This window comes from Stenotrophomonas sp., assembly GCF_050737075.1.
In the GTDB taxonomy this organism is placed as follows: Bacteria; Pseudomonadota; Gammaproteobacteria; order Xanthomonadales; family Xanthomonadaceae; genus Stenotrophomonas.
The window spans coordinates 24,457-32,207 of the sequence record NZ_JBOHXV010000057.1 but is presented as its reverse complement, the minus strand read 5'-3'; the positions used below and the strand labels follow the sequence as shown (position 1 = coordinate 32,207).

Annotated in this window: 7 protein-coding genes and 1 tRNA gene; 3 read left to right on the top strand and 5 right to left on the bottom strand. The window is 67.2% G+C overall.

Annotated features, from left to right (window positions below; translation table 11 throughout):
- Positions 1-99: 99 nt before the first annotated feature.
- Both ACREPD_RS14170 and ACREPD_RS14165 read right to left on the bottom strand, forming a co-directional pair.
- Positions 100-189, bottom strand: a tRNA-Ser gene (locus ACREPD_RS14170).
- A 78-nt stretch (positions 190-267) separates the two neighbouring features.
- On the bottom strand, positions 268-1,260 hold the full coding sequence (locus tag ACREPD_RS14165; RefSeq protein WP_128097859.1) for a LysR substrate-binding domain-containing protein: 993 nt from the start codon (positions 1,258-1,260) through the stop codon (positions 268-270).
- A gap of 125 nt (positions 1,261-1,385) precedes the next feature.
- Here ACREPD_RS14165 and ACREPD_RS14160 point away from each other — a divergent pair, with 125 nt between their 5' ends.
- Positions 1,386-1,973: an FMN-dependent NADH-azoreductase gene (locus ACREPD_RS14160; RefSeq protein WP_421567429.1), complete on the top strand. Its 588-nt coding sequence runs from the start codon at positions 1,386-1,388 to the stop codon at positions 1,971-1,973.
- A gap of 147 nt (positions 1,974-2,120) precedes the next feature.
- Here the strand turns inward: ACREPD_RS14160 and serS are convergent, their stop codons facing one another.
- Positions 2,121-3,401, bottom strand: a complete 1,281-nt coding sequence (gene serS / locus ACREPD_RS14155; protein ID WP_431599909.1) for a serine--tRNA ligase — start codon at positions 3,399-3,401, stop codon at positions 2,121-2,123.
- Between the two features lie 115 nt (positions 3,402-3,516).
- Between serS and ACREPD_RS14150 the strand changes: the two genes are divergently transcribed.
- Both ACREPD_RS14150 and ACREPD_RS14145 read left to right on the top strand, forming a co-directional pair.
- Positions 3,517-4,158: a TonB family protein gene (locus ACREPD_RS14150; protein ID WP_431599908.1), complete on the top strand. Its 642-nt coding sequence runs from the start codon at positions 3,517-3,519 to the stop codon at positions 4,156-4,158.
- A 266-nt stretch (positions 4,159-4,424) separates the two neighbouring features.
- The gene (locus ACREPD_RS14145) at positions 4,425-5,000 is read left to right on the top strand and encodes an energy transducer TonB (protein ID WP_431599907.1); all 576 of its coding nucleotides are present in this window, start codon (positions 4,425-4,427) and stop codon (positions 4,998-5,000) included.
- Positions 5,001-5,139: 139 nt separating this feature from the next.
- Here the strand turns inward: ACREPD_RS14145 and aroA are convergent, their stop codons facing one another.
- Positions 5,140-6,447 (bottom strand): 3-phosphoshikimate 1-carboxyvinyltransferase, encoded by a 1,308-nt coding sequence (gene aroA, locus ACREPD_RS14140; RefSeq protein WP_431599906.1) that lies wholly within the window; start codon positions 6,445-6,447, stop codon positions 5,140-5,142.
- Between the two features lie 91 nt (positions 6,448-6,538).
- On the bottom strand, positions 6,539-7,741 hold the full coding sequence (gene pheA, locus ACREPD_RS14135; RefSeq protein WP_431599905.1) for a prephenate dehydratase: 1,203 nt from the start codon (positions 7,739-7,741) through the stop codon (positions 6,539-6,541).
- Positions 7,742-7,751: the final 10 nt, after the last annotated feature.

Sequence of the window (7,751 nt, the reverse complement as noted above, 5' to 3'; positions counted from 1 at the left end):
CTAGCCGTTCATTAGTTGCCGTCTAATAGAAGCCCCGTATGGCTTTGCTATAATCGCCAGATACGAATAACGCACCGAGTAAGGGTCTTTTTGCGTATCTGGCGGAGAGAGTGGGATTCGAACCCACGGAAGGTTTGACCCTTCGCCGGTTTTCAAGACCGGTGCCTTAAACCGCTCGGCCATCTCTCCGGATGTCGTGCGCCGGCCTCAGCCGGGCGCGTATTCTCGCATGGGCGACCCGGTTTCCCCAAGGCCGCCCGCGTCAACTCAGCCCGCATCCACCGCCAACGCGCCCAGCGCGCTGGCGCGGATCTTCTCCTTGGCCCGCTCGCACGCGCCACCGCAGTCCAGGCGCGAGGCCTCGAGCTGGGGCGGCAGGTGTTCGGCCAGGAAGTCGATGAACACGCGCACCGCCGGCAGCAGGCCGCGGCGGGAGGCGAACACGGCATGGCAGACGCCCTGCGGCAGCGACCATTCCGGCAGCACCACTTCCAGCTCGCCGCTGCGCACGGCGTCGGCGCAGACGGTTTCGGGCAGCATGGTGATGCCGAAGCCGTCCTTGACCATGCTCTGCAGCAGCGGGAAATCGAACCCGGCCACACGCGGCTGCAGGTCGACGCGGCGTACCGCGCCATCCGGGCCGTGCAGTTCCCAGCGCTGGCGGGCTTCGTCTTCGCTGATGCTCAGGGTGACGTGGTTGGCCAGCTCGTCCGGGTCCTTGGGGCGGCCGGCGCGATCGAGGTATTTCGGGCTGGCCACCAGCAGTTCCTGCACCTGGCCGAAGCTGCGCATGACCAGGCTGCCGTCGTCGTCGAGGCGCGAGCGCACGCGCAGGGCAACGTCATAACCTTCGTTGATGATGTCCACCCGGCGGTTGCTGATGTTCAGCTGCAGGCGCACTTTGGGGTACTGGGCCAGGAACTTGGGCAGCAGCTTGGGCAGCTGCATCTGCGCCAGCGACACCGGCACGCTGGCGCGGACCAGCCCGCGCGGCTCGGCGCTGAGGCGGTCCACCACTTCGCGCGCGGCCTGGGCCTCGGCAAGCATGGTCTGGGCGTGGCGGTGCACGCTGGTGCCCACGTCGGTGACCGCGAAGCGGCGCGTGGAGCGCTGCAGCAGGCGGACGCCCAGGTCGGTCTCGAGCTGGCTGATACGGCGGCTCAGACGGGATTTGGGGATGCCCAGGGCACGTTCGGCCGCGGCAAAACCGCCGTGGTCGACCACCATGGCGAAGTAGTACAGATCATTGAGGTCGTGCATACCGAAGTTCCAGATATAGAACAATACGTGGTATTCAACCACCTTTATCCCAGCGGCGCAACAACCTAACCTGCTTTCCGTCGGCGGCGCCTTGACCGCCCTTCCCCGGATAACAGGTGATTGCCATGAAGCTTCTTCACATTGATGCCAGCGTGCTGGGCGACAACTCGGTTTCCCGCCAACTGTCGGCGGCTGTGGTCGCACGCTTCGATGAGACCGTCGAAAACCTCGACGTGACCTATCGCGACCTTGATCGTAACCCCATTCCGCATCTGACCAGCAATTCGCTGGCCCAGGCCGACGCGGCCGAAGCCACCGACGCGGAAGCGGTGATGCAGCAGTTCCTGGCGGCAGACGTAGTGGTTATCGGCGCGCCGATGTACAACTTCAGCATTCCTTCGACGCTGAAGGCCTGGATCGACCGCGTGGCGGTGGCCGGGCGCACCTTCAAGTACACCGAGAACGGCCCGGTGGGCCTGGCCGGTGGCAAGCGGGTGATCATCGCCAGTGCGCGCGGCGGCATTTACACCGATTCGCCGGCCGACTTCCAGGAGCCGTTCCTGCGCCAGGTGTTCGCGTTCATGGGCATCACGGATGTGGAATTCGTGCGCGCCGAGGGCATTGCCTATTCGCCGCAGCACCGCACCGACGCCATCGCGGCGGCGCTGGCCAGCCTGCCGGCGGCCGAGTTTGAGGAAGTGACGGCGGCCTGAGTGTTCCAGGGCAGGCGTTGATTCCTCGTCGGACGCCCTGCCCGGGCCGGAGTTCCCCTCCCCCTTCCGGCCCACCCCACGGTCCCGCTTTGCGGGGCCGTTTTTTTTGCGTTACAAAAAACCCGCCTTTCGGCGGGTTTTATGTGATTACGCGATGGTGTCCAGGCCGCCCATGTAGGGCTTGAGGGCATCGGGGATGGTGATGCTGCCGTCGGCGTTCTGGTAGTTCTCCATCACCGCAATCATGGCGCGGCCTACCGCTACGCCCGAGCCGTTCAGGGTGTGCAGCAGCTCCGGCTTGCCGGTTTCCGGGTTGCGCCAGCGGGCCTGCATGCGGCGGGCCTGGAAATCACCGGTGTTGGAGCACGAGGAGATCTCGCGGTAGGTGTCCTGCGAAGGCAGCCACACTTCGAGGTCGTAGGTCTTCACTGCCGAGAAGCCCATGTCGCCGGTGCACAGCAGCACCTTGCGGTACGGCAGGCCCAGCTTTTCCAGCACCACTTCGGCGGCGCGGGTCATGCGCTGGTGCTCGGCCTCGCTGTCGGCGGGGGCGCACGCGGTGACCAGCTCGACCTTCTCGAACTGGTGCTGGCGGATCATCCCGCGCACGTCGCGGCCGCCGCTGCCCGCTTCGGCACGGAAGCACAGCGAATGGGCGGTCATGCACAGCGGCAGGCGCTCGGCGTCGACGATCTCGTCGCGCACGATATTGGTCAGCGACACTTCCGAGGTCGGGATCAGGTAGCGGGTGGATTCACCCACGGCCGTCTTGAACAGGTCGTCCTCGAACTTGGGCAGCTGGCCGGTGCCGCGCAGCGATTCGGCATTGACCAGCACCGGCACGTTGGTTTCTTCGTAGCCGTGCTCGCCGGTGTGCAGGTCCAGCATGAACTGGGCCAGGGCGCGGTGCAGGCGCGCGATCGGGCCGCGCAGGACGGTGAAGCGCGAACCGGACAGCTTGGCGCCGCCCTCGCCGTCCAGGCGATGCAGGCGCGCGCCCAGCTCGACATGGTCCAGCACGGGGAAATTGAAGCTGCGCGGGGTGCCCCAGCGCTTCTGTTCGACGTTCTCGGACTCGTCCTTGCCTGCCGGGACATCGTCGGCCGGCAGGTTCGGAATGCCCATGGCGATGACTTCGATCTTGTCGCGCAGCTCGTCCAGGGCCACTTCCGAGGCCTTGAGTTCGTCGGCGAAGGCGGCGACCTCGGCCATGATGGCCGAGACGTCCTCGCCCTTGGCCTTGGCCTGGCCGATCGCCTTGGAGCGGCTGTTGCGCAAGCTCTGCAGCTCCTGGGTGCGCACCTGGATGCGCTTGCGGTCGGCTTCCAGCGACTCCAGTCCAGAGACGTCCAGCTCGAAACCACGCGAGGTGCGCAGGCGTTCGGCAAGGTCGGCGGGCTGTTGGCGGAGCAGGGCTGGATCAAGCATGGCGTTTGGGCGGTGTTGGCGGGTCTGGAGGGGGATTATCGCCTGTAATCCGATTTTCTGCCGCCCGGTTCATTCCGGGCGTGGCAGAATCGGGGGGTTCACTCTGGTATGGCTCATGTCCGCTTCCCGCTCCTCGTCTGGCAAGAACATCACCTTCCACCTGCCCCGCCGCAGCCTGAAGATCGCCGGGATCGCCTTTGGCGTCGGCGTGCTGTTGTTCCTGGTGGTGTGGCTGAGCAACCGCAACAGCGACTTCTACAAGGCCGGCCCGGCCCAGACGCCACAACAGGTGGCCGAGGTGGAGCCGCTGCCCGAACCCTTGGCCGCGGCCGCCGGTTCCAGCGACATGCCCGACGCGAAGGCCCCGCCGGCCGACGAAGAGAAGCCGCAGCTGGTGGAAACCGCCCCACCGCCGCCCCCGGCGCCGACTGCACCGGCAGCGCCGACGACGACGGCGCCCGCGCAGTCCGCGATGGCCCCGGGCGACCGCCCGCAGCCGATTGCCGACCAGTCGCCGCCGCCCACCTACCCGCCCGCCGCACTGCGCCGGGGCGAGACCGGCAGCGTGGTGGTCCGCGTGGATGTAGATGCCACCGGCGTGCCGATGAACGTGACCCTCGTGCAGCGCAGTGGCTCGCGCGACCTGGATCGCGCCGCCACCGACGCCGTGCGCCGCTGGCGCTTCCTGCCGGCGCAAAGCAACGGCGTGGCCGTAACCGGCAGCATCGAAGTCCCGTTTGATTTCAAGGCGCAGTAAAACTGCGCCGGTAGGTATGCACTGTTAGTGCATACACCCATTGCTGTGCGCGGGCAGGTATGCACCTTTGGTACATACGCCGTGTGTTGCGTACTGACCAACGGTCGGTACCTACCGGATCATGATCCCGTAATGCTCGCGTAAAGACCGGGCTCATCATGCTGAACCCCAACGGGAATGCAGTCGCCGCGTTGACGTCGCGGTGACACACCTTCAACGCGTGACAGGCAAGACTGGCGTCGTCAACTCGACACCAGGAGTCCGCCATGAGTGTTACTCACGCACACGAGATGCCCACTTCGCCGCAGCATCAGCGCGACGTCACCGATGATCCGGCCCGCCGCCGCACCTCTCCCTGGTTGTGGATGGCGCTGATTGTCGCGATGTTCGCCGCTGCGCTGGTGTGGCTGCGCTATGCCAACCCCACGGACGACGTCAGTGCACCGATCGGCGAGCGCATGCTGCCGGCCACTGAAACGCCGGTTGCCACCACGCCTGTGCCGGCCAACCGCGAAGCGGCACCCGCGACCACGCAGCGCCGCGCGGTGGTTGCCGTGCGTGATCGTGATGCCCGCCCGCTGACCAGCAATGCCAAGCCGGCGTACCCGCGCACCGCGCTGCGTAGCGGTGTGGAAGGCAGTGTGGTCGCCAGCCTCAATGTGGACACGCGTGGCCAGGTGACCGACGCCAATATCGTGGAGCGCAACGGTACGCGTGACCGCGATCTGGACCGTGCGGTGCTGACCACGGTGCGTGACTGGAAGTTTGAGCCGGCGATGCATAACGGCCGTGCAGTGGCCAGTGTGGTGCGCGTGCCGGTGGATTTCCGTACGGAGCGTTAACCCATTCGACGAACAACGGCGGGGGAGCCGGGGCCGATCATTTGATCGGCCCTTTTTTTTTGAAGCAGCCGACTAACAGTCGGCTCTACCCAGTCGGATCTACCCAGCGTTGGTAACCGCCGTTGGGCAATTGGTTTGGTTACGCCAGGTTGAACCCCGCGCCGCGGGCCAGGCCGTCGAAGTTCGGGAACGAGGTGGCGACGTTGGCGATGTCGTTGATGTGCACCTCGCCCGTGCTGAGCTGGCCGGCGATGGCGAACGCCATGGCGATGCGATGGTCGCCGTGGCTTTCGATGGTGCCGCTGCCCAGCGGGTGGCCGCCGTGGATCGTCGCGCCGTCCTCGGTCTCGTCCACCTGCACCCCCAGGCTGCGCAGGCCGGTGGCCATGGCCGCCAGGCGGTCCGATTCCTTGACCCGCAACTCGGCCGCGCCGCGCACGACGGTGTTGCCCTGCGCAGCCGCTGCCGCGACGAACAACGCCGGGAACTCGTCGATCATGTCTGGCACCAGCGCTTCGGGGATCTCCGCGCCGTGCAGCGGTGCATGGCGCACCACCAGGTCGGCCACGGCTTCCCCACCCTGCTCCGCGTGGTTCTCTTCCACGATGTCCGCGCCCATCAGCCGCAGCGCGGCAAGCAGGCCGGTGCGGCGCGGGTTGAGGCCCACCTGGCGCAGGCGCAGTTCCGAGCCCGGAATGATGCTGGCGGCCACCAGGAAGAACGCCGCGGACGAGAAATCGGCCGGCACCGCGATGTCGGTCGCGCGCAGGCGCTGACCGCCCTGCAGGCGTGCCTTGCCCGGCGAGAATTCAATGTCCACGCCAAACGCGCGCAGCATGCGCTCGCTGTAATCGCGGGTCGGGTGCGGTTCGGTCACGGCGGTGACGCCCTCGGCGTACAGGCCGGCCAGCAGCACCGCCGACTTGACCTGGGCACTGGCCACCGGCGAGGCGAAGTCGATGCCGTGCAGCGGCTGGCCGCCGTGCACGCGCAGCGGCGGGGTGCCGTCGGACTCGGTGTCGATCTTCGCGCCCATCTGCGCCAGCGGGCCGGTCACGCGGCGCATCGGGCGGCGCGACAACGATTCGTCGCCGACCATCACCGAGTCGAACGGCTGCGCGGCCAGCAGACCCGCAAGCAGGCGCATGCCGGTGCCGGCATTGCCGCAATCCAGCGGCGCGTTGGGCGCCTGCAGGCCATCCACGCCGACGCCATGCACGATGCGCTGCGACGGCGACGGCGTTTCAATGCGCACGCCCATCTGCGAGAAGATCGCGGCGGTGGCGCGGGTGTCCTCGCCTTCCAGGAAACCGTCGATATGCGAGACGCCGTCGGCCAGCGCGGCGAACATCACGGCGCGATGCGAAACGGACTTGTCGCCGGGAATGGTCAGGCTGCCCTGCAGGGGCTGGCCCTTGCGGGCGGTCCAGGAAGCGGAAGCGGTCATCGATGAATCCTGTCGGGCCACCCGTGCGGGCGGCGGTAATGCGGAAAGGCGGTGGCGCGGCGCAGCGCGCGGTGCGGCTGCGCCGGCAGGCTCAGGGCACGGCCACCGGATACGAACCCAGCACCTTGATCTGCGCCGAGTGCGCCTTCAGTTCGGCCAGCGCGGCCTGCATGGCCGCATCGTCGATGTGGCCGGCCAGGTCGATGAAGAAGCCGTACTCCCACTTGGCGTTGTGCGACGGCCGCGATTCGATGCGGTTCATACTGATGCCGTGGCGGGCAAACGGGCTGAGCACATCGAACAGCGCGCCGGGCTTGTCGTGGATGAACACCAGCACCGAGGTACGGTCGTGGCCCGAGGTTGGGAAGAACTGGCGGCCCACCACCAGGAAGCGGGTGGTGTTGTCGGCATCGTTCTGGATGGGTTTAGTGACGACCTTCTTCAGGCCGTACACGTGGCCGGCACTCTCGCCGCCAATGGCGGCGGCATCGTCGGCATTGCGGGCGCGGCGCGCGCCTTCGGCATTGCTCGACACCGGCACCTTTTCGGCCTTGGGCAGGTTGGCGCGCAGCCACGAGGAGGTCTGCATGAACGACTGCGGGTGGCCGTAGACGCGCTCGACATCCTCCAGCCGGCCGCTGCGCGACATCAGGTACTGCTGCACGCGCAGTTCGACCTCACCGCAGATCTTGAGGTTGGAGGTGAGGAACATGTCCAGGGTGATCTGGATGGTGCCCTGCCCCGAGTTTTCCACCGGCACCACGCCGAAATCGGCGTTGCCCGCTTCCACTTCCTGGAACACTTCTTCGATGCTGGCCAGCGGCAGGCCCAGCGCCGAGCGGCCGAAGTGCTTGAGCACGGCCTGCTGGCTGAAGGTGCCTTCCGGACCGAGGTAGCCGATCTTCAGCGGCTCCTGCTGGGCCAGGCAGGCCGACATGATTTCGCGGAACACGTGCACCAGCACTTCATCGCTGAGCGGGCCTTCGTTGCGGTCCACCACCATGCGCAGCACCTGCGCTTCGCGCTCGGGGCGGTAATAGTCCACGGCGGCGGCCAGCTTGCCCTTGGCCTTGCCGACCTGGTGGGCGAACTGCGCGCGTTCGGCGATCAGCGCCTGGATGCTGCGGTCGATGTGGTCGATCTTGGCGCGCACATCGGACAGGACCGGGGCGGCGGTGGCAGGCAGGGCATCAGCCTTGACCTTGGCCTTGGCCGGCTTCGGCGCGGCCTTGGGCGCGGCGGCCGGTGCAGGCTTGGCGGCGGATGCCTTGGGCTTGGCGGGTTTGGTGGCCATCAGGGGTTCC